The organism is Streptomyces sp. NPDC047043 (assembly GCF_040644055.1).
Taxonomy (GTDB): domain Bacteria; phylum Actinomycetota; class Actinomycetes; order Streptomycetales; family Streptomycetaceae; genus Streptomyces.
This window is the reverse complement of record NZ_JBEYVO010000006.1, coordinates 214,640-234,685: the sequence shown is the minus strand read 5'-3', so window position 1 is coordinate 234,685 and position 20,046 is coordinate 214,640. Positions and strand designations below refer to the sequence as shown.

Annotated in this window: 15 protein-coding genes and 1 pseudogene; 6 read left to right on the top strand and 10 right to left on the bottom strand. The window is 70.2% G+C overall.

Features of this window, described 5'->3' with window-relative positions:
* Positions 1–99 precede the first annotated feature (99 nt).
* The 4 genes from ABZ880_RS11855 to ABZ880_RS11840 all read right to left on the bottom strand — a co-directional run bounded on the left by ABZ880_RS11855 (position 100) and on the right by ABZ880_RS11840 (position 5,599).
* Positions 100–924 (bottom strand): glycoside hydrolase domain-containing protein, encoded by an 825-nt coding sequence (locus tag ABZ880_RS11855; protein ID WP_361260355.1) that lies wholly within the window; start codon positions 922–924, stop codon positions 100–102.
* Between the two features lie 126 nt (positions 925–1,050).
* Positions 1,051–2,544 carry a protein kinase gene (locus ABZ880_RS11850; RefSeq protein WP_361260541.1) on the bottom strand — a complete coding sequence of 498 codons (1,494 nt, stop codon included), beginning with the start codon at positions 2,542–2,544 and terminating at the stop codon, positions 1,051–1,053.
* 38 nt (positions 2,545–2,582) lie between these two features.
* A complete protein-coding gene (locus tag ABZ880_RS11845) occupies positions 2,583–3,206 on the bottom strand; it encodes a hypothetical protein (protein ID WP_361260353.1) in 624 nt (207 codons plus the stop codon).
* Positions 3,207–3,385: 179 nt separating this feature from the next.
* The gene (locus ABZ880_RS11840; protein ID WP_361260351.1) at positions 3,386–5,599 is read right to left on the bottom strand and encodes an N-6 DNA methylase; all 2,214 of its coding nucleotides are present in this window, start codon (positions 5,597–5,599) and stop codon (positions 3,386–3,388) included.
* 221 nt (positions 5,600–5,820) lie between these two features.
* On the opposite strand from ABZ880_RS11840, the gene ABZ880_RS11835 reads away from it, so the two are divergent.
* Both ABZ880_RS11835 and ABZ880_RS11830 read left to right on the top strand, forming a co-directional pair.
* Positions 5,821–6,531 (top strand): hypothetical protein, encoded by a 711-nt coding sequence (locus ABZ880_RS11835; RefSeq protein ID WP_361260349.1) that lies wholly within the window; start codon positions 5,821–5,823, stop codon positions 6,529–6,531.
* 116 nt (positions 6,532–6,647) lie between these two features.
* On the top strand, positions 6,648–7,460 hold the full coding sequence (locus ABZ880_RS11830; RefSeq protein ID WP_361260347.1) for a hypothetical protein: 813 nt from the start codon (positions 6,648–6,650) through the stop codon (positions 7,458–7,460).
* A gap of 1 nt (position 7,461) precedes the next feature.
* Here ABZ880_RS11830 and ABZ880_RS11825 read toward each other — a convergent pair whose 3' ends face one another.
* On the bottom strand, positions 7,462–8,205 hold the full coding sequence (locus ABZ880_RS11825) for a GNAT family N-acetyltransferase (RefSeq protein WP_361260345.1): 744 nt from the start codon (positions 8,203–8,205) through the stop codon (positions 7,462–7,464).
* A gap of 43 nt (positions 8,206–8,248) precedes the next feature.
* Entirely contained in the window at positions 8,249–8,968 is a 720-nt protein-coding gene (locus ABZ880_RS11820) for an HNH endonuclease family protein (protein ID WP_361260343.1), read from the bottom strand.
* Positions 8,969–9,169: 201 nt separating this feature from the next.
* On the opposite strand from ABZ880_RS11820, the gene ABZ880_RS11815 reads away from it, so the two are divergent.
* On the top strand, positions 9,170–9,355 hold the full coding sequence (locus tag ABZ880_RS11815; protein WP_361260341.1) for an antitoxin: 186 nt from the start codon (positions 9,170–9,172) through the stop codon (positions 9,353–9,355).
* 57 nt (positions 9,356–9,412) lie between these two features.
* Here ABZ880_RS11815 and mfd read toward each other — a convergent pair whose 3' ends face one another.
* The 3 genes from mfd to ABZ880_RS11800 form a co-directional block, all read right to left on the bottom strand.
* Entirely contained in the window at positions 9,413–12,943 is a 3,531-nt protein-coding gene (gene mfd, locus ABZ880_RS11810) for a transcription-repair coupling factor (protein ID WP_361260339.1), read from the bottom strand.
* A gap of 192 nt (positions 12,944–13,135) precedes the next feature.
* The gene (locus tag ABZ880_RS11805; protein ID WP_361260337.1) at positions 13,136–15,715 is read right to left on the bottom strand and encodes an FtsX-like permease family protein; all 2,580 of its coding nucleotides are present in this window, start codon (positions 15,713–15,715) and stop codon (positions 13,136–13,138) included.
* Positions 15,712–16,500, bottom strand: coding sequence for an ABC transporter ATP-binding protein (locus ABZ880_RS11800; protein ID WP_361260335.1), 789 nt, complete (start codon positions 16,498–16,500; stop codon positions 15,712–15,714). Before ABZ880_RS11800 ends, ABZ880_RS11805 begins: the two co-directional genes overlap by 4 nt.
* A 441-nt stretch (positions 16,501–16,941) precedes the next feature.
* Between ABZ880_RS11800 and ABZ880_RS11795 the strand changes: the two genes are divergently transcribed.
* Positions 16,942–18,411, top strand: coding sequence for an MFS transporter (locus ABZ880_RS11795; protein WP_361260539.1), 1,470 nt, complete (start codon positions 16,942–16,944; stop codon positions 18,409–18,411).
* On the opposite strand, the gene ABZ880_RS11790 is transcribed toward ABZ880_RS11795, so the two are convergent.
* Positions 18,401–18,604 carry a hypothetical protein gene (locus ABZ880_RS11790; RefSeq protein WP_361260333.1) on the bottom strand — a complete coding sequence of 68 codons (204 nt, stop codon included), beginning with the start codon at positions 18,602–18,604 and terminating at the stop codon, positions 18,401–18,403. The two genes, ABZ880_RS11795 and ABZ880_RS11790, sit on opposite strands and share 11 nt — an antisense overlap.
* A 116-nt stretch (positions 18,605–18,720) precedes the next feature.
* On the opposite strand from ABZ880_RS11790, the pseudogene ABZ880_RS11785 reads away from it, so the two are divergent.
* Together ABZ880_RS11785 and ABZ880_RS11780 are read left to right on the top strand one after the other, a co-directional pair.
* Positions 18,721–19,562, top strand: a pseudogene (locus tag ABZ880_RS11785) (helix-turn-helix transcriptional regulator).
* Positions 19,534–19,761: a DUF397 domain-containing protein gene (locus tag ABZ880_RS11780; RefSeq protein ID WP_361260331.1), complete on the top strand. Its 228-nt coding sequence runs from the start codon at positions 19,534–19,536 to the stop codon at positions 19,759–19,761. Before ABZ880_RS11785 ends, ABZ880_RS11780 begins: the two are co-directional and overlap by 29 nt.
* Positions 19,762–20,046: the final 285 nt, after the last annotated feature.

Below are 20,046 nucleotides of genomic sequence, written 5' to 3'. Positions count from 1 at the left end.
CGGTGATCGATGGTAGGCAGTGGCCAAGCTCTGGCCAACCCATTCGACCAACGATTCACCGCGATTTCGGGCACCGCCGCGTCCTTCGGGTGCCGGAGGTCAGCCCGTGATGGCCACCGGCGCGTCCCACGCGTCACGGTCCACGGTGATCGTGTAGCCGTTCCGCGTCTCCTTGCTGTTGACCATGTACTGGTGGGCGCGGCTGTGGTTGGTGAACTGGGTGGAGCCCCAAGGCCAGTCCGCCGTCGTGGTGTTCTGCTTGTCCCACAGGGCGTACCAGAGGTTGCCCGGCAGGTCGGTCTTGTCGGTCGCGGTGGCGATCGCCTTGGCACTGGAGCTGGTGAAGCCGTAGTAGCCGGTGCGGTACGTCTTGGCGTGCAGTTCCTTGTCGAAGGCGCGCACGTACGTCAGCACGGCGTTGTTGCAGGATGCGTTCGTGGTGTCGTACGACTCCATGTCCAGGTAGATCGGGCTGCCGGCCTTCATGCCGAGCGCCGAGGCCTTGGCCACCGCGTCGTCCGCCTCGCTCTTGCCGACCGACGCGGCGGTGGAGGCGCTGATCTTCTCGGAGCCGCCGGATCCGCAGGGCGGCTGGGCGCCGACGTAGAGCGGGATGAGCTTCCAGCCGACCGTGCTGACCGACTTGACCCAGGAGGCGGTGAGGTTGGGCTGGGAGCAGCCGCGGTTCTTGCCGCCGATGTAGACGGCGGCGGCGGCGTAGAAGCCGGTGTGCCAGGCCTTCATTGCGGAGAGGGAGGGCGCGGCGCAGGTGTCGAAGGCGCGTCCGGTGTACGTCTTCTGGGCGGGCCAGGTGGTGGCGGCCATGGAGGTCTGCGCGGCGATGCCGGCACCGGCGACGACGGCGGCACCGGCGACGCCCCAGGTGACGTATCTGCGCTTCTTGGACTGCCGATGGCCGGCCATGGTTACCCCACCCCTGGTTGTGCGTTGCCTGGCGTAAAACGAACGGCAACATATCCGGCGCCGCCCATATGTTCGGGAAACTCAAACCCCGGAAGATCACAAGAGACTCCCAGGGCTCGGCAAAATCTAGCCGCGCACCTGCCCCAGCCACTGCAGGGTGCGGCGGATTTCGGTCGCGAGCGGGTGGCCCGGGCCGCGCAGCCGTTCCACGTCCATCAGCAGGCGCGCCAGGGTTTCGTGGGCGGCCCCGCGGTCGCCGAGGGCGAGCAGGAGGTGGCCGATGCGGCGGCGGACGTCGTGGGAGAGCTCGGGGTCGCCGGCCACGTACTGGTTCTCGTAGTACGGCAGCAGCGCGCGGTACTCGGCGAGTGCCGCCGCCGGTTCACCGAGCGACTCCAGGCACTGGGCGGCCTCGTAGCGGAAGCGGAGCGACTGGGGGTCGGCCTGGCCTGCCTCGGCGGCGCGTTCGTCGGCGAGGCGGCGCAGTTCGGGCAGCGCGCGCCGGTACTGGCCGTCGTCCATGAGCGTGGCCGCGTACTGCTTGCGCAGGGTACGTACCACCGGGGAGTGCTCGCCGTGCTGTTCGGCGGCGGCGGGCAGGATCGCGCCGAGGATGTCGACGGCCTGGGTGATGCGACCCTCGCCGAGGAGGCGCTTGACCTCGTCGACGGCGCGGGCGACGTCCGGTTTCTCGGCCCTCTCGAGGGCGGGCGAGACCGGGGCGGGCTGTGGCGCGGGGGTACGCGCGCGGTCCGGCCACGGGGCGTGCGGGCGGAGGAAGGGGCGCGTGGGGTCGAGCGGTGCCCCGGTGGGGGTCCCGCGCGCGGGCAGGAGCAGTGCCAGGTGCTCGTAGACCTCCTGGGCGGAGGCAGGGCGGTGCTGCGGGTCCTTGGCGAGCAGGCGCAGGACCAGGGCTTCGAGCGCCTCGGGGACTTCGGGTCGGATACGGCGCACGGGCACCGGCGGCTCGTACAGGTGCCGGTGCAGCACGCCGAGTGCCGTGGAGCCCGCGAACGGGACGTCTCCGCTGAGGAGTTCGTGCAACAGCACGCCGAGCGCGTACAGATCGGTGTACGGGCCGACCGCGCCGCCCATGGCCTGCTCGGGCGCCATGTAGGCGGGCGAACCGATGGGTGAACCGGTGTGCGTCAGGCGCGTGGTGTCGGTGTCCATCACGGAGGCCACACCGAGGTCGAGGACCGTGACCGTGCCGTCCTGCTTCACCATCACGTTGCGCGGCTTGAGGTCGCGGTGGACGATCGGCACGGCGTGCACGGCGCTCAGCACGGCGCACAGCTGCGCGGCGACCGCGACCGCCCACTGCCAGGGGTACGGGTCGTGTTCGGCGAGGTGGTCGGAGAGGTCGGCGCCGTCGACGTACTGCATGACGAGGAACAGTTCCTCGCCCTCGCTGCCCGCGTCGTGCACGGTGACCAGTCCGGGGTGGTCGACCTGCGCGGTCACCCGGCACTCGCGCACGAAGCGGCGGCGCAGTTCGTCGGCCTCCTGCCCGGCCACCTTGTCGGGACGCAGCAGCTTCACCGCCACGCGCCGGTCGAGCCGTTGGTCGTACGCCGTCCAGACCTGGCCCATGCCGCCCTGCCCGATGAGCGTGGACAGGGCATAGCGGTCGGCAACGACACGTCCTGCCGTCACGGTCACCTTCCGCCCTCGTGGTTGCCGTCATGCCCGGGGTGCTTGCGCAGGTAGTCGCTGAGCTCGTCGAGCTCGGCGCGCACCTGGTCTATGCGGGCGGGCGCGGGGCGCTGCGGCGGGGGCGGTACGGGGCCGTGGGAGACGGGCGGCTGCGGGGTCGGGGCCTGGGGCTGGGGTATCGGCGTGTGCGGCATGGGGGGCTGCAGCCCGGTCTGCGTGTTCGCGTACGGCGACGGCGGCGGGTAGCCGTAGCCGGAGGGCATGGTCGGTGCCTGGGGCGGGGCGTAACCGGCGAACTGCCGCTGCCGGCCGTCCAGTCGGATGTCCATGACCACGAAGTAGGCGCTGGCCAGGGCGCCCAGGAGCAGGACCGCGGCGAGCGCGATGTCGCCCCTGACGTCGCTCTCCTTCACCGAGCCGACCACCGCGAAGCACACGATGGACAGCGGCAGACTCAGCCAGGCCGCCGCCCAGTTGAACCACCGGCCGCGCAGGAAGGCGACCCGGAACAGCGGCACGCACGCGAGGACGCCGCACGAGAGGAAGCCGGCGGCCGCGAACAGCACGCGCAGAGTGATGACGGAACCCGCGGTGCGGGTGGGCGGCGGCGCGCCGGGGCCGTACATGACTGCTCCTGGACCGGTGAAGCCGATGGGGACGGACGTGCGAGTGACGGGCTGGCTGTGTTTCGGAGTTCGAGCGTATAGGCCGACTCGGACAACCGGTCCCGGGTTGCACCGAACCGTTGTCGTACTGATCACAACCCTGATCGCGACCCTGATCGCTTCCCACGATCCGGAGCGAATCAGTCCGGCGCGACCGTCCCGTCCGTCAGGCCGTCGTACATCCCGCGCACGAGCTGTTCACCGAGTCGGGCCGCGTGCCTGAGCGCCCGTTCGAAGTCGTCGAGGGCGCGGAAGCGGGCGCCGTAGCGGCGTTGTTCGTCGAGCGGGAGCCGGGGCAGTTGGAGGCGGCGGACGTCCAGGCGGGTGGCCGTGGAGGCGTAGCTGCTGGCCTGGCGGTTGTTGGCGGTGCCGCGCAGGAAGCCGGCCAGGAACCAGGGGTCGACGGCGGTGGGGTCGGGTCGCAAGAGCACGAGGTTGCGGCCCAGGGCGGCGCCCCCGGTCGCGTCGTCGATCACGCGCGCGACCGAGCCGCCGCCGAGCACCGGTACGACGACGTCGCCCGGCTGTGTCAGCACGGCCTCCTCGTCGCTCTCGGGGAGCGCGCCGGAGGGGGCGGTCCCGGCGAGGACGTCGTTGTCGGTGAGGACGGGCACGCGCGCGTGGCCGCCGTTTCCGCCGGTGCGCAGCACGAGGGCGCCCCCGCGCGCGAGTTCGCCGACGGTGGTGAACGGCCAGCGGGGCGCGGGCTGCGTCAAGTCCGCGGGCGGTGGCGTGAGGTCGGCGGTCAGCCGCAGGGTCTCGCCGAGCCGTTCGCGTACGGCGGTGAGCGCGTCGGCGCCGTCGGCCGCGGTCGGCGGCGGGAGGTGGCGGGCCGGGGCGAGGTCGACGTCGTCGTCGAGGAGGTCGATGACGGGGAGGGAGCGAGCCAGGCCGGGGCGTTCGTCGAGCGTTCCGGCCCGGTCGAAGTCCTGCCAGGCGTCGAGCACGGCCTCCCGCACGGCCCGCCAGTCGGGCCCGCCGCGCCCCTCGGTGGCGTACTGGCCGGTGTCGGCGAGCAGCACCTCGGGCTGCGCGGGCGCCTTGTCGGGCCGGCGCAGCACCCACAGGTGGAGGGGGATGTTGTACGGCGGTGCCGCGCCGACCGGCAGGGCGATGACGGCGCGCAGGGCGCCGCGGCGCAGCAGGTCGGCGCGGATGCGGCGGCCGGAGCGGCGGGAGGCGGCGGCAGGGGGCATGAGCAGGACGGCGGTGCCGCCGTCCTTGAGGCGGGCGAGGGCGTGCTGGACCCAGGCGAGCTCGGACTCGTTGCGGGCCGGGAAGCCGTACTCCCAGCGGGGGTCGTAGGCGAGTTCGTCGTGGCCCCAGTTGCGTTCGTTGAACGGCGGGTGGCACAGCACGGCGTCGGCGTGCAGCCCGGGGTAGGCGTCGGCGCGCAGGGTGTCGCCGGCGGCTCCGCGCACGGTGGCCCGGGTGTTCAGCGCGAGCCGGAGGGCGGTGAGTGCGGCGAGTTCGGGGGCGCTGTCCTGGGCGTACAGCTCCTGGTCGGGGCGTGCGGGGACGGCGCGCAGGAGGGCGCCGGTGCCGCAGGCCGGGTCGAGGAGGGTGCGGGCGGGGCCGGCCAGGTCGGCCATGAGAGCGGCGAGTTCGGCGGGGGTGAGCGTGTACTGGCGCGGGTTGGCGTCGAGGTGCCGCCCCAGCAGGAACTCGAAGGTCTGCCGGGCGCCGATCTCGGCGGCGAGTTCTGCGGCGCCGCGCAAGAGGGGGGCGGAGGGGAGCAGTTGGGGGCTGGTGGGGGCGTGGACGGCGGGTGCGGTGGGTGCGGTGGGGGTGTTCACGGGGTGCGGGCCGTTCACAGCAGACGGCGAGTTCACACCCGACGCCTCCCCTCCGGCCGCCGACGTGTGAACACCCGCGGCTGCATCCCCGGCCGCCCGCGTGTGAACACCCGCCGCCGCACCGCCGGCCGCCCGCGTGTGAACACTCCGTCTCCGCGGCACCGCCCCGAACCGCGGCACCAGCACTTCCTCCAGCGCCCCCGACAGCTTCGCCGCCAGCACCGTGTCCGACGCCGCGCTCACGTCCAGCCACACCGTCGGCCGGTCATGGATGAGCAGCAGGACGCACCCGGCATGCGTGAGCGCAGTGACCGGCCCCTCGGGGTGCCCCGCGAGTTGCTGCCAGACCCGCTCCCGTAGCGGGACCTCGGCGAGTTTTCCCTGCTTGCGGAGCCATGCCTCGACCTCGGCGAGTGCGAAGGACGGGCTTGTCTCGGTGCCGCCGACCGGCTTGGGGAAGTCGGCGTGGCGGCGGCGCCAGTTGCTGACGGCGGCGCGGCCGACGCCGGCCAGCCGGGCGATTCCGGCGGCGGTCACCTCTGTCGCGTTGTCCTGCACCCGCCCGGCTCCCCTCGTCGTCCCGCTGCCGTGCCGCGCCCCGCGTCACACGTGTGACAGCGAGCATACCGACGTACGCAAGACCTACCCATTCACGGCCGTGTACACATCCCACTCCGTGAATCGTGTTGACTCGGTTCACACGCTCTGCTCTTATTGACCCAGCGAACAAGCGATCGCCGAACGGAGGTGGTCGCCGTGGTCCGAGGGGGGACACAGTCATGGGCATGAAGGGCAAGGTCGCGCTGGGCGCCGTCGTGGGGGTCGTGGTCATCGGGGTCGTCTCGGCGAACGCCGGGGACAACGGGAACGGCGGCGGTACGGGCGGCAAGAGCTCCTCGGCGTCCGCGCAGTCGCAGCACGGCTCCGGCGGCAAGAGGTCCGACAGCGCGAAGAAGGCCGACGGGAAGCAGGCCGCCGAGAAGAAGGCCGCGTTCGCGGGGGACGGCGACTTCCAGGTCGGTTCGGACGTCAAGCCCGGCACCTATCGCACCATCGGCAACGACGACGGCATGTGCTACTGGGAGCGCGCCAAGGACGCCAAGGGCGAGATGGACTCGATCCTGGCCAACGACAACGTCAGCGGCACCAGTTACGTGACCGTCAAGGCCACCGACAAGCTCTTCAAGTCCAGCGGCTGCAAGGACTGGGAGGCCGTCGACCTCAAGGCGAAGGCCAAGGGGACGCCCGCTTCCGGGATGGCCGGCGACGGTGGCATGTTCAGGGTCGGCACCGACATCGCCCCCGGCACCTACAAGTCCACCGGCAACACCGAAGACTCCTGCTACTGGGAGCGGGCCAAGGACGCCGACCACTCGCTCCACTCGATCATCGCGAACAACAACGTGACCGGTACGGCCGTCGTCACCATCAGCACCTCGGACGGCTACTTCAAGACGACCGGCTGCAAGGACTGGAAGAAGGCCGCCTGACGGCCCGTACGACGCGATCCACCGCTCGCCACCCGACTCGTCACCCAACGGGGCGCGCCGCACGGGCCGCCCCGCTGTACCTCACCGCAGCTCACCAAGGAAGCCGAGGAATCCTCATGCGTCGCACCGCACTTGCCGCCATCTGCCTCGTCGCCGCGGCCACCACGGGACTCACCGCCTGCCAGTCCGGCACGGACAAGGCCGACGGCAAGACCGGCGACAGCAAGGCCACCGCAGCCGGTAAGCCCAAAGAACCCTTCGCCGGCCTGACCGCCGAGGAGATCGCCGCCCGGGCGATGACGGCCACCACCGGCGCCTCCACGCTCCGTATGAAGGGCGGCGTCAAGGACGACGAGAGCGACGGCACGATCCACATCGACATGGCGCTCGACAAGAAGAACGAGTGCGCCGGGACGATGGGCATGGGCGGCAAGGGCAAGGCCGACCTGATCAAGACCGGCGACACCCTCTACATCAAGTACGACGAGGCGTTCCTGCGCGAGCAGAGCAAGGGCGAGGCCAAGGCGGACGTGGACGCGGCGGTCGACATGCTGGCCGGGAAGTGGGCCAAGATGTCCGCCAAGGGCTCGGACGCCAAGGACATCGCGGGCTTCTGCGACCTGGACACGGTGCTCGGCGGAGCCGAGGACGTGGACTCCGGCGGCGACTCCTCCGGCGGCGCCGACCCGACGGTGAAGCGGGCCGGGACGGCCGAGGTCGGCGGCGCCAGAGCTGTCGTGCTGAAGGCGACGGACGGCAAGGAGAGCTACACGCTGTACGTGGCCACCGAGGGCAAGCCGTATCTGCTGCGACTGGACAGCACGTCCGCCAAGGACCCGGGCTCGATCACGTTCAGCGACTACGAGAAGCCGGTCCCGGCGAAGAAGCCCGCCGGCCGCATCGTCGACCTGGACGCGCTGGGCGGCTGACTCAAAGAGCGTGCCGCATCCACACGTTGGGCTCGACGTACACGGCGTACCCGCGCTCGGGTTCGCAGCGGACCGGCACCAGTGCGCCGGGGACCTCGATGTCGCCCTGGGTGTCGAAGGGCAGCCCGGTCCAGCCGCGCCACTCCTCCAGGGAGGCGGCGACGGTCATGGAGGCCGGGGCCACGCGCTCGACGGTCGCCCCGGCGCGGGCGTGCACGCGCAGCCAAGGGTCGTGCGGGAGCCCGTCCTCCCGGACCCGGTGGGCGTACTCCTCGATGGGGGTGTGCGGTTCGAGGTGCTTGGCGCTCGGGCGGACCGGGGCGACGACCTCGGTGAAGCCGTGGGCGCGGGCGTTGTCCCGCATCGCCTCGAGCATGCGGCCGGAGAGGCCGAGGCCCTGGGCGTCCGGGTGGACCACGATGGAGATGGCGCTGACCGTGTCGGGACGCACCCCGCGGCGCAGGTCGGCGAAGGCCCACACGAGGACCTGGTCCCAGCCGCGGTCGGGCAGTCGGCCCCGTCCCTCGGTGTCGAGCCGGAAGGGCACGCTGTAGGCGTGGGCGAGGACCTCGCCGCGCTCGGTCTCGGCGAAGAGCACGTACTCGGGGAGTTCGGTGGGGATGCGTCCGTAGTGGGAGTTGCCCACGGGGTCCTCGGTGGTGAACACCGCCCAGGTGTCGGGCATGTCGAGGACCGGACCCAGCATCTCCGGACGTTCGGCGAGACTCGACACCTTCAGCTCCATGCCGTCACCGTAAGGGGGCGCCGCACGGCCGCACACCGCTTTTTCAGTCCGCGTGGAACCGCGCCGGCGCCTCCGTCGGGTTGCCGCCGGAGGGAAGCTTCTGCCCCGGGCAGCCCTTCAGGACCTTCTCCATCGCGGCCTTCTCGGCGGCGGTCACCCACAGCCCGTACTTCTTCTTCACGGCGACCTGGGCGGCGACGTACGTGCACCGGTAGGCCTTGGGCGGCACCCAGGTCGCGGTGTCGCCGTCGCCCTTGGAGCGGTTGGCGCTCGCGCCGACGGCGAGCAGGTTGAGGGGGTCGTTGGCGAGGGCTATTCGCTTGCTGGCGTTCCAGTACTTGGCGCCCTTCTGCCAGGCGTCGGAGAGGGCGACGAGGTGGTCGATGTCGACGAGACTGCGGCCGCGCCGGTACGTCACCTCCTTGCCGGAGTAGGGGTCCGACTCCAGCACGCCGTACGACACCTTGCAGGTCCCGCTGGTGAACTTCACGTCTTCCAGGTCCCGTTTGAGGATGTCGTCGCGGGTGTCGCAGCTGTTGGAGTCCGTGTCCGCCCAGGCGGCACCGAACCGCTCCCGGGAGTAACCCGTCTTCGGCGCCCGTCCCTTGACGGTCAGCGACTCGGCTGCGGTGAGCGCCGCGCCTCCGCCCCCGCCGCCGGTCTCCTGCGGCCCGCCGGACCCGGTCTTCGTCTCGGCCTTGCATCCGGCCACGGCGAACACCAGGACCACGGCGACCGCCGCCCCACCCCTCAGACGCCTCACGGTGCCCTCCCCTTGCCTGCGCGATCCGCCCCCGCACGGGCGGCCTGCTCTCGTACGACTTTCCCGTACGAGTTTCCGCACACCGTAGCGAGAGGGCGCACGGGGGCACGCATGAGGTCCAGACCAAAACCCGCCCCAAGTGGGCATTCGGCAAATATGGGCCGTATCGTCGTTGCTGAGTCACTGCGGAAGGAGCTCTGGATGGGCATCTTCGACAGGTTCAGGAGCAACCGCCAGGCGCAGGACAAGGCCAAGCAGATGTCCGACGCCGCGGAGCGGAAGGTCAACGAGAAATCGGGCAACAAGTACGAGAGCCAGGTCGACGAGGCCCAGCAGCGGATCGAGGTCCAGCTCGGCATGGACCGCGACAGGCCCGAACAGCCGTAGGACTTCAGCCTGAGGAAGCCGTACGCGGAGACCCACCTCCGCGTACGGCTTCGCTGCCTACGACCCCAGAATCGACGCCAGGAACTCCCCCACCCAGCCCAGCAACTCACGCCCGACCAACGGCTTTCCGCCGACCTTCGCCGTCTTCGGGCGCGGCACCAGCACCTGGTGCACCGCCGGCTTGATGACGGTCCCCGGGTAGAGGCGCTTGACGCGCAGTTCCTGGGACTCCCTCAACTCCACCGGGGCGAAGCGGATGTTGTTGCCCTGGAGGACGATCTCGCCCACGCCGCACGCGCGGGCGAGCATGCGCAGGCCCGCCACCAGGAGGAGGTTCTCCACCGGTTCGGGCAACTTGCCGTAGCGGTCGACGAGTTCCTCGCGTACGGACTTGATGTCCTCCTCCGTGTTGGCGGAGGCGATGGCGCGGTAGGCCTGGAGGCGCAGGCGCTCTCCCGGCGCGTAGTCGTGCGGGACGTGGGCGTCGACCGGGAGCTCGATCTTGACCTCGAGCGGCGGTTCCTCCTCCACACCGCCCTCCAGGGAGGCCCGGTAGTCCGCGACCGCCTCGCCGACCATACGGACGTACAGGTCGAAGCCGACGCCCGCGATGTGGCCGGACTGTTCGCCGCCGAGGAGGTTGCCGGCGCCGCGGATCTCCAGGTCCTTCATCGCGACGTACATGCCCGCGCCCATCTCGGTGTGCTGGGCGATGGTCGCCAGGCGCTCGTGGGCGGTCTCCGTCAGGGGCTTTTCCGGCGGGTAGAGGAAGTAGGCGTAGCCGCGTTCCCTGCCACGGCCCACACGGCCGCGCAGCTGGTGCAGCTGGGAGAGGCCGAAGTTGTCGCCGCGCTCCACGATCAGTGTGTTGGCGTTGGAGATGTCGATGCCGGACTCGACGATCGTGGTGGAGACCAGGACGTCGTACTTCTTCTCCCAGAAGTCGACGACGACCTGTTCGAGGGTCGACTCGGACATCTGGCCGTGGGCCGTGGCGATGCGCGCCTCGGGGACGATCTCGCGCAGGCGCGAGGCCGCGCGGTCGATCGACTCCACGCGGTTGTGGATGTAGAAGACCTGGCCCTCGCGCAGGAGTTCACGGCGGATGGCCGCGCCGATCTGCTTCTCCTCGTACGGCCCGACGAAGGTGAGCACCGGGTGGCGCTCCTCCGGCGGGGTCGTGATCGTCGACATCTCGCGGATGCCCGTGACCGCCATCTCCAGGGTCCTGGGGATCGGGGTCGCGGACATCGTCAGTACGTCGACGTTGGCGCGCAGCTTCTTCAGCTGCTCCTTGTGCTCGACGCCGAAGCGCTGCTCCTCGTCGACGATGACCAGGCCCAGGTCCTTGAACTTGGTCTCCGAGGAGAACAGGCGGTGCGTGCCGATGACGACGTCCACCGAGCCCTCGCGCAGGCCCTCCAGGACCGCCTTCGCCTCGGTGTCGGTCTGGAAGCGGCTCAACGCCCGTACATTGACGGGGAATTGGGAGTAGCGCTCGCTGAACGTGCCGAAGTGCTGCTGGACCAGGAGGGTGGTGGGGACGAGGACCGCCACCTGCTTGCCGTCCTGCACCGCCTTGAAGGCGGCCCGGACCGCGATCTCCGTCTTGCCGTAGCCCACGTCGCCGCAGATCAGGCGGTCCATCGGGACCGACTTCTCCATGTCCTCCTTGACCTCGGCGATGGTGGTGAGCTGGTCCGGCGTCTCGATGTACGGGAAGGCGTCCTCCAGCTCGCGCTGCCAGGGGGTGTCCGCGCCGAAGGTGTGCCCGGGGGCCGCCATGCGCGCGCTGTACAGCTTGATCAGGTCGGCCGCGATCTCCTTGACGGCCTTCTTGGCGCGCGCCTTGGTCTTCGTCCAGTCGGCTCCGCCCAGGCGGTGCAGCGTCGGGGCCTCGCCGCCGACGTACTTGGTGATCTGCTCCAGCTGGTCGGTCGGGATGTACAGCCGGTCGCCGGGCTGGCCGCGCTTGGCGGGGGCGTACTCGACGACCAGGTACTCGCGGGTCGCGCCCTGCACGGTCCGCTGCACCATCTCGATGTAGCGGCCGACGCCGTGCTGCTCGTGGACGATGTAGTCGCCCGCCTCCAGGGTGAGCGGGTCGATGGTCTTGCGGCGGCGGGCCGGCATCCGGGCGCCGTCCTTGCCGGCCGCCTTCTGCCCGGAGAGGTCGGTCTCGGTCAGGACGGCCAGCTTCAGTGCCGTGTCGACGAAGCCGTAGTCGATCGAGCCGCACGCCACGTGCACGACGGACGGGCTCAGCGCTGCGAGGTCGGCGTCGAGGCGGGCCGCGATGCCCTCGCCGCCCAGCACCTCGACCGTACGGGCCGCGGGGCCGTGCCCCTCGGTGACGAACACCGTGCGCCAGCCGTCGGCGAGCCAGCCCTTGGTGTCGGCGAGGGCCTTGGCGGTGTCGCCGCGGTAGGTCTCGGGCGCGTGCATGCCGAGCTTGAGGGTGTCGGCGTCCAGTTCGAGGTCCGCCGCGAAGGGCGACACCGACCACCACATCATGTCCAGCTCACGGGCCCGGTCCCGGACGTCCGCGATGGACCGGAGCGAGGCCGCACCGACGTCGATCGGGGCCTCGCCGCCGCCGGCGGTGGCCGCCCAGGAGGCCTGCAGGAACTCCTGCGAGGTCGCCACGAGATCCGCGGCACGCGTGCGTACCCGCTCCGGATCGCATACGACGGCCATGGCGCCCTTGGGCAGGACGTCGATCAGCAGCTCCATGTCGTCGACGAGGACGGGAGCCAGGGACTCCATGCCCTCCACGGCGATCCCCTCGGCGATCTTGCCGAGCAGTTCACCCAGCTCGGGGTGTTGCTCGGCGAGAGTACGCGCACGCGTGCGTACGTCTTCCGTCAACAGGAGTTCACGGCAGGGCGGCGCCCACAGGCCGTGCTCGGCGACTTCCAGCGACCGCTGGTCGGCGACCTTGAAGTAGCGGATCTCCTCGACGTCGTCGCCCCAGAACTCGACGCGGAGAGGGTGCTCCTCGGTGGGCGGGAAGACGTCGAGGATCCCGCCTCGTACGGCGAACTCGCCCCGCTTCTCGACGAGCTCCACGCGCGCGTACGCGGCGGCGGCGAGGGCGTCGACGACGGCGTTGAGATCGGCGGTCTGCCCGGTCTTCAGGGCGACCGGCTCGAGATCCCCCAGGCCCTTGACCTGCGGCTGCAGCACGGACCGCACCGGCGCCACGACGACGGAGACCGGTCCGGTCTCCGGGTCGTCGGAGCTCGGATGGGCGAGCCGCCGCAGGACGGCCAGCCGACGCCCCACGGTGTCGCTGCGCGGGCTCAGCCGCTCGTGCGGGAGGGTCTCCCAGGAGGGGTACTCCACGACGCCGGCCGACGGCAGCAGGGAGCGCAGGGCGGCCGCGAGATCCTCGGCCTCGCGGCCCGTCGCCGTCACGGCCAGTACGGGGCGGCCGGTCTCGCGGGCCAGGGTGGCCACGGCGAAGGGGCGGGCCGCGGGCGGGCCGACCAGGTCGACGTGCATGCGGTTGCCGCTCGCTGCCGCCTTGACGGCTTCCGCGAGGGCGGTGTCCTTGACGACGGCGTCGAGCAGACCGTGCAGGCTCATTCGGGGCGGCTTTCGTCCGGGGGTGGGCAACGCGAATCGCCCGACACGCGTGGCGGGCCGGGGGTCCCTCCAGCGTACGTCGGCGTCGACACCCCCGCGTCGATCTCGCCGTACAGCAAAGAGCCCGGTGCCGGTGAGTCCCCCAAGACTCCCCGGCACCGGGCGCTCCCCCGCAACCCCCGTCTGCGGTGGCTATTCGGTGGCGATCGCGTTCAGCACGTTCATCCGGCCCGCCCTGAACGCCGGGATCAGTGCCGCGAACAGGCCCACGAAGGCCGAGCCGAGGAAGACCGCGGTCAGCGTCGGCCAGGGGATCTCCAGGACCTTCAGGCCCTCCAGGGCGAGGAGCTTCTGGGCGGTTGCGCCCCAGCCCATGCCCAGGCCGAGGCCCAGCAGGGCACCGAAGAGGGCGATGACCACCGACTCCATGCGGATCATCCGGCGCAGCTGGCGGCGCGAGAGGCCGATCGCCCGCATCAGGCCGATCTCCCTCGTCCGCTCGACCACCGAGAGGGCCAGGGTGTTCACGACACCGAGGATCGCGACCACGATCGCCAGTGCCAGCAGGCCGTAGATCATGTTCAGCAGCTGGCCGATCTGGTCCTTCAGCGCCTGCTTGTAGTCGGTCTGGTCGCGCACCTTGTACTGCGGGTAGTCGTGCAGCGAGGACTTCAGCGCCTTGTACGCGGCGTCCTGCTGCCCGTCCTTGGCGGTGGCGAAGACCAGCTCGTCCAGCGGCATCTTGTCGGCCGGCACGTACTTCGCCAGCGTCGCGATCGACGTGTACTTCGCGCCCGCGTCGATGACGACGTCGCTGCTGGTGATCGCCCGGACCGTCAGCTCGGCCGTGCGCCCGTCCTTGAAGGCCACCTTGATCTTCGAGCCGAGGTGGATGTCGTGCGCCTTGGCGAACTTCTCGTGGACCGACATCGAGTCGGGCTTGTACGCGTCCTTGAGGTTCCCGGCGACCGTCTTGGTACGCAGGTCGGTCGCGTACGTCGGGTCGGCCGCCGTGATGTCCGTGTCCTTGAGCAGCTTGCCGTCGGGGGTGGTGTAGTCGGCCTCGGTGGTCCTGTACTCGGTGACCCGCTCAAGACCCGGCGTCGACTTCACCGCCTGCACGGCCTGCGGGGTGACCTGCTGCCCGTTGTCGTTCTGGATGATGAAGTCCGTACCGACGGTCTTGTCGAGCTGGTCCGTCGCCGAGGCCACCATGGACGAGCCGACCACCGACAGGCAGGCGACCAGCGCGAGCCCGATCATCAGGGCGGCACCCGTGGCACCGGTACGGCGCGGGTTGCGCAGCGCGTTCCGCTCGGCCATCCGCCCGACCGGGCCGAACATCCGCAGCAGTACGGCGCCCAGGACGCGCACCACGCCGGCCGCGAGCAGCGGTCCGATGACGACGAACCCGATGAGCGAGAGCACGACACCGAGGCCCAGCCACAGCGAGCCGTCCTTCGCCTTGTCGACGTTCGCGGCCAGGTAGAGGCAGTAGCCACCGGCACCGGTCATCACCAGGCCCACCAGGGCCCGGATCCGCCCGGCCTTCGCGTCCGCCGGAGCCCCCGCATCCCGCAGCGCGGCCATCGGCGAGACCTTGCCGGCCCGGCGGGCGGGCAGGTAGGCGGCGAGGACGGTGACCACGACGCCGAGGAGCAGGCCCACCACCGGGGTCGTCCACGCGACCGTCAGGTCGGCGGTCGACAGGTGCATGCCCATGGAGCCCATGAGCTTCATCAGCCCGACCGCGAGGCCGACGCCCGCGCCGACACCGAGCACCGAACCGAAGACACCCAGCAGCAGCGCCTCGGTCAGCACGGACCGGTTGACCTGCCCGCGGGAGGAACCGACGGCCCGCATCAGACCGATCTCACGCGTCCGCTGCGCGACCAGCATCGAGAAGGTGTTGATGATCAGGAAGATGCCGACGAGGAAGGCGATCCCGGCGAAGCCGAGCATCGCGTACTTCATGACGTTCATGAAGCCCTCGACGTCCTTCTGGTTGGCGTCGGCGGTCTCCTTGGCGGTCTGCACCTTGTAGCCGCCGCCGAGCTGCGAGGCGACGTTCGTCTTCAGCTGTGCGTCGCTCACGCCGGAAGCGGCGGTGACGTTGACGTTCGTGTAGACGCCGGTCCGGCCGACGAGGGTCTCCTGGGCCGTCCTGGTGTCCAGGTAGAAGATCGCCGCACCGGGGTTGGTGACCTGGAAGTCGGCGATGCCGGAGATCTTCGCGTCGTGCGTGCCGACCGCGCTGATCACGCCGAGCGAGTCACCGAGCTTCAGGTGGTGCTTGTCGGCGGTGTCGGCGTCGACCATCACCTGGTCCGGCCCCTTGGGCGCCGCACCGGAGGTGATCTTCATGGTGCGGGCCTCGTTGGCGTTCCAGTTGCCGACGATGGTCGGGGCACCGCTGGACGGCGACAGGTTGTTCTTCTTGCCGTCGACCACGGTCACGGAGGTCGAGAAGACGGTCCCCTGCGCCGACTTCACGCCCTGCGCCGCGCGCACCTTGCCGACCACGGACGCCGGCATCACCGGCGGCTTGCCGTTGTCGGCGGTCGTCTCGCCGCTGTCCGAGGCGCCCTTGGCGCTCACGGTCACGTCGGACGAGGTGGCCTGGAACAGCTTGTCGAACGTGGTGTTCATGGTGTCGGTGAAGACCAGCGTCCCGCAGACGAAGGCCACCGACAGCAGGACCGCGATGGCCGAGAGGGCCATCCGCCCCTTGTGCGCAAAGAAGTTGCGCATCGATGTCTTCATGACGGTCATGACGTACGTCCCCGGGCGTCGAAGTCCTTCATACGGTCGAGGACGGCGTCGGCGGTCGGCTTGTACATCTCGTCGACGATCCGGCCGTCGGCGAGGTACAGCACGCGGTCCGCGTACGAGGCCGCCACCGGGTCGTGCGTGACCATCACGATGGTCTGGCCGAGCTCGTCGACCGACCTGCGCAGGAAGCCCAACACCTCGGCACCGGCACGGGAGTCGAGGTTTCCGGTCGGCTCGTCACCGAAGATGATCTCGGGACGGGCAGCCAGCGCCCGCGCCACGGCGACACGCTGCTGCTGACCACCGGAGAGCTGGGTCGGCCGGTGCTTGAGCCGGTCGCTCAGCCCCACCGTGTCCACCACCCGCGCCAGCCACTGCTTGTCGGGCTTGCGCCCGGCGATGTCCATGGGCAGCGTGATGTTCTCGAGCGCGTTCAGCGTCGGCAGCAGGTTGAACGCCTGGAATATGAACCCGACCCGGTCCCGCCGCAGTCGCGTGAGCTTCTTGTCCTTCAGCCCGGTGATCTCGGTCTCGTCGAGATAGATCTGCCCGGAGGTGACGGTGTCGAGCCCGGCGAGGCAGTGCATGAGGGTGGACTTGCCGGACCCCGAGGGGCCCATGATCGCGGTGAACTGACCCCGCGCGATGTCCACGTCCACATGGTCGAGGGCGACGACACGGGTCTCTCCGGCCCCGTACGCCTTGACGACCTGCCGCGCCCGCGCGGCAACGGCCGTACGCCCTCCAGTGCCCCCGTGCCTGGGAATGGTCACGGCCGATGTCATGGTAAGTCTCCTATGTCGGGCACCAGACGGTTCTGGTTGCCGGCGGATGAGCTGTGCGAAGCGGTTCTCGGTGCTACGTCGATGAGTCTGGCGTCGGAGAGGGGTACAGCGCGCTGGTGCCCAGCACCCTCTTCTACGGGGGAAAACCCCACCCCCACCGGTTCGGTCAACCGCCCCCCAGCGGCATAAAGCCAGGTTAAGGACGCCCTGGCGCCATCTCCTCCTCCGGCGGTACGAACCCTCCCCGGGCCGTAGTACGGAGGAACCCCTAGGGGCAGTCCACCGACGGGTGGAGGCGATCTCGGGGTTCGGTCCACCCACCGGCCCGCTCAGGTTCCACCCTGCCGCGACGTGAGGGTCAAGTGGGAAGCTGTTCGGCGGCCGATAGATGCAAGGGGAAGGAATCCCGTGGACCAGGGGGACACAGAGACACGGGCGTCGGTGGCGGACGAGCGCCCGCGGGACACGCGCAGACGGGGAGCCGTCGTAGCCGCCCTCATGCTCGCGATGGCACTCGCGGCCCTCGACTCCACCATCGTCTCCACGGCCGTCCCGCAGATCGTCGGCGATCTCGGCGGCTTCTCGGTCTTCTCCTGGCTCTTCTCCGGCTATCTGCTCGCCGTCACCGTGACGCTGCCGGTGTACGGCAAGCTGTCGGACACCTTCGGCCGCAAGCCGGTACTGATAGCGGGCGCCGCGGTGTTCCTGCTCGGTTCGCTGCTGTGCGCGGTGGCCTGGAACATGGGCGCGTTGATCGCGTTCCGCATCATCCAGGGCCTGGGCGGCGGAGCACTGCAGGGCACGGTCCAGACCCTGGCCGCCGACCTCTACCCCCTCAAGGACCGCCCGAAGATCCAGTCCAAACTGTCCACGGTGTGGGCGGTGTCGGCGGTCGCCGGCCCGGGAGTCGGGGGTGTCCTCGCGGCCTACGCGGACTGGCGCTGGATCTTCCTCGTCAACCTGCCCATAGGGGCAGTGGCGTTGTGGCTGATCATCCGTCATCTCCACGAGCCGGAACGGGAGTCGAGCGGCCGCCCCCGTATCGACTGGGCGGGCGCGCTCGCGGTGTTCGCGTGCGGAGGCGTACTGCTGACGGCACTGGTGCAGGGCGGGGTGGCGTGGCCGTGGCTGTCGGGGCCGTCAATCGCCTTGTTCGGTACGGGACTTGCACTGGTCGGCGTCGTGGTCGCGGTCGAACGCCACGCGGCCGAGCCGATCATCCCCGGGTGGGTGTGGCGCCGCCGTACGATCGCGGCGGTCAATCTGGCCCTGGGTGCGCTGGGTCTGCTGATGGTGGCGCCGAGCGTGTTCCTGCCGACGTACGCGCAGTCCGTACTGGGCCTTGCGCCGGTCGCGGCGGGCTTCGTCCTGTCCGTCTGGACACTGAGCTGGCCTGTGTCGGCGGCATTCAGCCAGCACGTGTACCGGCGGATCGGCTTCCGCAACACGGCCATGCTGGGCATCGGCGTGGCGGCACTGATCCTGTTCACGTTCCCGTTGCTGCCGTATCCGGGAGCGGCGTGGCAGCCGGCGCTGCTGATGCTGTTGCTGGGCGGCGCGCTGGGGTTGTTCCAACTCCCGCTGATCGTCGGGGTGCAGTCGACCGTGGGCTGGGCGGAGCGAGGCACCACGACGGCATCGGTGCTCTTCTGCCGCCAGACCGGCCAGACGATCGGCGCATCGGTGTTCGGCGCGGTGGCCAACGGGGTGCTGGCGTCGCGGCTCGGTGGCGCGGGCGACCTGGACTCGGTCACGCGGGGGCTGGACGCGGGGGCGGTACCGGAGGCGACGCGACGGGCGATCGCGGACGCGGTGCATGCCGTGTATCTGGGCGCCGGGTGCGCTGCGGCGCTGGCGTTCGTGGTGCTGCTGGTGCTGGCGCCGCGACGCTTTCCGGTACTCAAGGACTGATCACGGTCCGACGGCCGTACGGCACCGGGGGCACCGCACAGGGCGGGAAGCGGCCGGGGAGGTCGAACGGGGCCTCCTTGCGGGACGGCTGATAGACGGTCGTCGGCCCCCAGGTGCGACCGCCGTCGCGTGAGACACGCAGGGTGATGGACGCGCCGATGAAGGCTTCTTCCTGTTCTTGTGCGGGCTCCATGCTGTACAGCGCCTTTCACGTTGTGTGGTGTTCCCTGCACAGAGTGACGTGACGCTGGGTACGCTCGGCAGGTAGCTGAGCGTGACAACGGAGTCCGCACGAGGGGGAGTTGCACGGTGGCGATCGAGGACAATCCGCGTTCGCGGGAGCAGTACGGGCAGGAGCTGAAGCGGCGGCGGGAGGCGGCCGGACTAACGCAGGAGGAACTGAGCCAGCGCGTAGTGATGTCACGCACGCACATCGCCCACATCGAGGGTGGTCGGCGCAGGCCGGACGTGGAGGATGCACGGCGGCTCGATCAAGTGCTGGAAGCGAGTGGGTTCTTCGAGCGGTTTCTGCCGACACTGGACGGCAGGAAAGTGGCGGAGCACTTCGCGGAGGCGCTGGAGTTCGAGGGCCAGGCGACCGAGATCCGGGAGTACGCCCCCAAGGTGGTGCCCGGCATCCTGCAGACGCCCGCGTACGCACGCGAGGTGCTCAACTCCGGCACCTCGCTCAAGAGCTCCGAGGAACGTGACAAGCTCCTTGTCACACGCCTCAACCGCGCCCGCATCCTCGACGATCCCGGCTCACCGAGGGTGTGGGTGGTCCTCGACGAAGCCGTGCTGCGGCGCCCGGTGGGCGGGCCCCCCCCGTGATGTGCGAACAGCTCCGTCACATCGCGGCGCTTGGCGAGCTCAACCGTATCCGCGTGCACGTCCTCCCCTTCTCGGTCGGGTACCACGCCCTCATGGAGGGGTTCGTGTCGCTCATGTGGTTCGACGACCAGCCGCCCATCGCTTATGTGGAGGGCCTGAAGTCGGGTCGGGTCTGGGAACTCCCGTCCGTGGTACGCGAATGCCAGATCGCCTACGATCATGCGCTGGGCGATGCCTTATCGCACCGTAAGTCGCTGGACCTGCTCGGGTCCGTCGCGGAGGATTACGAACATGAAGCGCAACGAGCACAGGATTCCTGACGCCTCGGTGCTGACCTCGTGGCGCAAGTCGACGTACAGCGGCGGCAGCAGCGGCGACTGCCTCGAAGTGACCGACGCCGCCCACCCGAGGGCACTGGTCCCCGTCCGCGACAGCAAGAACCCCACCGGCCCGGCGATCGCCTTCTCACCCCCGGCCTGGCAGGCGTTCGTCACTTCTCTCGGTCGAACCAGGCCGTAGCCTCCGACCGGAACAGCAGCACGACCACCAGCACCCTCGCGCGCTCCGCCCGCTCCAGGGGCCGATGGGTGCTGCTCGACGGCGGCTCCCAAGTGCCGTCCGCGTTGCACTCGTACACCTCGAGTAGGCCAACCGGACCGTCAAAAGTCTGAGTTAACGGGGGTAACACCCGAGGTCAGCGCAGTAAGCGCATACCGACCAATCAGTTTGGTGAAACCCTCGCGCAATCCCGGTACCGGCGAGTAGCGTGCGTGACTCCGCTCTCCACCCCCATCTCCCTGCGGT

Excerpts from the sequence above, each read along its gene's own strand:
- ABZ880_RS11855 (WP_361260355.1), bottom strand. The coding sequence starts at position 924 with ATGGCCGGCCATCGGCAGTCCAAGAAGCGCAGATACGTCACCTGGGGC.
- ABZ880_RS11845 (WP_361260353.1), bottom strand. The coding sequence starts at position 3,206 with ATGTACGGCCCCGGCGCGCCGCCGCCCACCCGCACCGCGGGTTCCGTC.
- ABZ880_RS11835 (WP_361260349.1), top strand. The coding sequence starts at position 5,821 with ATGGGCATGAAGGGCAAGGTCGCGCTGGGCGCCGTCGTGGGGGTCGTG.
- ABZ880_RS11830 (WP_361260347.1), top strand. The coding sequence starts at position 6,648 with ATGCGTCGCACCGCACTTGCCGCCATCTGCCTCGTCGCCGCGGCCACC.
- ABZ880_RS11825 (WP_361260345.1), bottom strand. The coding sequence starts at position 8,205 with ATGGAGCTGAAGGTGTCGAGTCTCGCCGAACGTCCGGAGATGCTGGGT.
- ABZ880_RS11815 (WP_361260341.1), top strand. The coding sequence starts at position 9,170 with ATGGGCATCTTCGACAGGTTCAGGAGCAACCGCCAGGCGCAGGACAAG.
- mfd (WP_361260339.1), bottom strand. The coding sequence starts at position 12,943 with ATGAGCCTGCACGGTCTGCTCGACGCCGTCGTCAAGGACACCGCCCTC.
- ABZ880_RS11805 (WP_361260337.1), bottom strand. The coding sequence starts at position 15,715 with ATGACCGTCATGAAGACATCGATGCGCAACTTCTTTGCGCACAAGGGG.
- ABZ880_RS11800 (WP_361260335.1), bottom strand. The coding sequence starts at position 16,500 with ATGACATCGGCCGTGACCATTCCCAGGCACGGGGGCACTGGAGGGCGT.
- ABZ880_RS11790 (WP_361260333.1), bottom strand. The coding sequence starts at position 18,604 with ATGGAGCCCGCACAAGAACAGGAAGAAGCCTTCATCGGCGCGTCCATC.
- ABZ880_RS11780 (WP_361260331.1), top strand. The coding sequence starts at position 19,534 with ATGAAGCGCAACGAGCACAGGATTCCTGACGCCTCGGTGCTGACCTCG.